The 1,115-nt window shown below is 67.7% G+C and carries 1 pseudogene; it reads left to right on the forward strand.

The features are described 5' to 3' along the window. Window positions 1–40: 40 nt before the first annotated feature. Window positions 41–1,115: pseudogene (locus tag L0D16_RS12665) on the forward strand (ISAs1 family transposase); the annotation flags it as partial.

Here is a 1,115-nt window from a genome sequence, read left to right on the forward strand (position 1 = left end):
CAGACTTGACCGATATGCGGCCTTGGGGTAAAGAGGGGGCATGACCCTACGCGAGGCCTTGTCCCAAGTCCCCGACCCCAGGGCCCGCAACCGGCGGTATCCCTTGTGGGGCTTGTTGGCCCTCATCTTGGTGGCCTTTCTCGCCCGCGTGGACTCCCTGCGCGGCGTGGAACGTTTCGCCCGGGCCAACCCTCACCTCTTGCCCCACCTGGGCCTGCGCAACCCCCCGGGCCACACCATCCTCACCCTCCTCCTTCACCGTCTGGACCCAAAGAAGCTCCAGGAGGCCCTCCTCCAGGTCTTCCCCGAGGTGGACCTGGGAGGGGTCCTGGTGGTGGACGGGAAGCACCTCCGGGGAAGCGGCAAGGGGAAGAGCCCCCAGGTCAGGCTCGTGGAGGTCCTGGCCCTGCACCTCAAGACCACCCTGGCCCAGGCCCGGGTGGAGGGGAGGGAGGACCAAGCGCTTCTGGAGCTCCTGGACCGCCTGGGGGCGGAGGGGCTCAAAGGGAAGGTAGTGGTGGGGGACGCGGGGTACCTGTACCCGGAGGTGGCGGGGAAGGTGGTGGAAAAAGGGGGGCATACCTCTTCGTCCTGAAGGCCAACCAGGGGGAACTGCTGGAGTGGGCTCTGGAGGTATTCAAGGGGATGGAGGAAAGGCGGCTTCCCGGGGAGACGGAGTCAGCTTGGGAGGTGGTGCGGGACGGGGAGGTGTGGACCTACCGGGTCTGGGCTTCCCCTTATCTGCCGGATGCGCTCTTGGCCTTTCCCGGGTGCCGACAGGTGGTGCGGGTGGAGCGGGAGGTGGTGCACAAGGGGACGGGGGAGGTACGGCGCGCGGCGAGCTACGCCCTCACCAGCTTGGGAGCCGAGGAGGCGGACGCGAGGCGGCTTGGGGAGCTTCTCCTTTCCCGGTGGGAGGTGGAGAACCGGTCCTTTTGGGTACGGGACGTCCTCCTCCATGAGGACGCCTGCCAGGTGCGGGGCGTGGGGGCGCAAGTCTTGGCGATCCTCCGGGCCTTTCTGGTGTCCCTGCTGTACCGCAGGGGGGTGCGGAAGAAGAAGGCGGCCCTGGAGACCTTCTCCTTCCATCCCCTCTCCGCCCTCAGGTTCCTGGG

Source organism: Thermus altitudinis (genome assembly GCF_022760835.1).
Classification (GTDB): Bacteria; Deinococcota; Deinococci; order Deinococcales; family Thermaceae; genus Thermus; species Thermus altitudinis.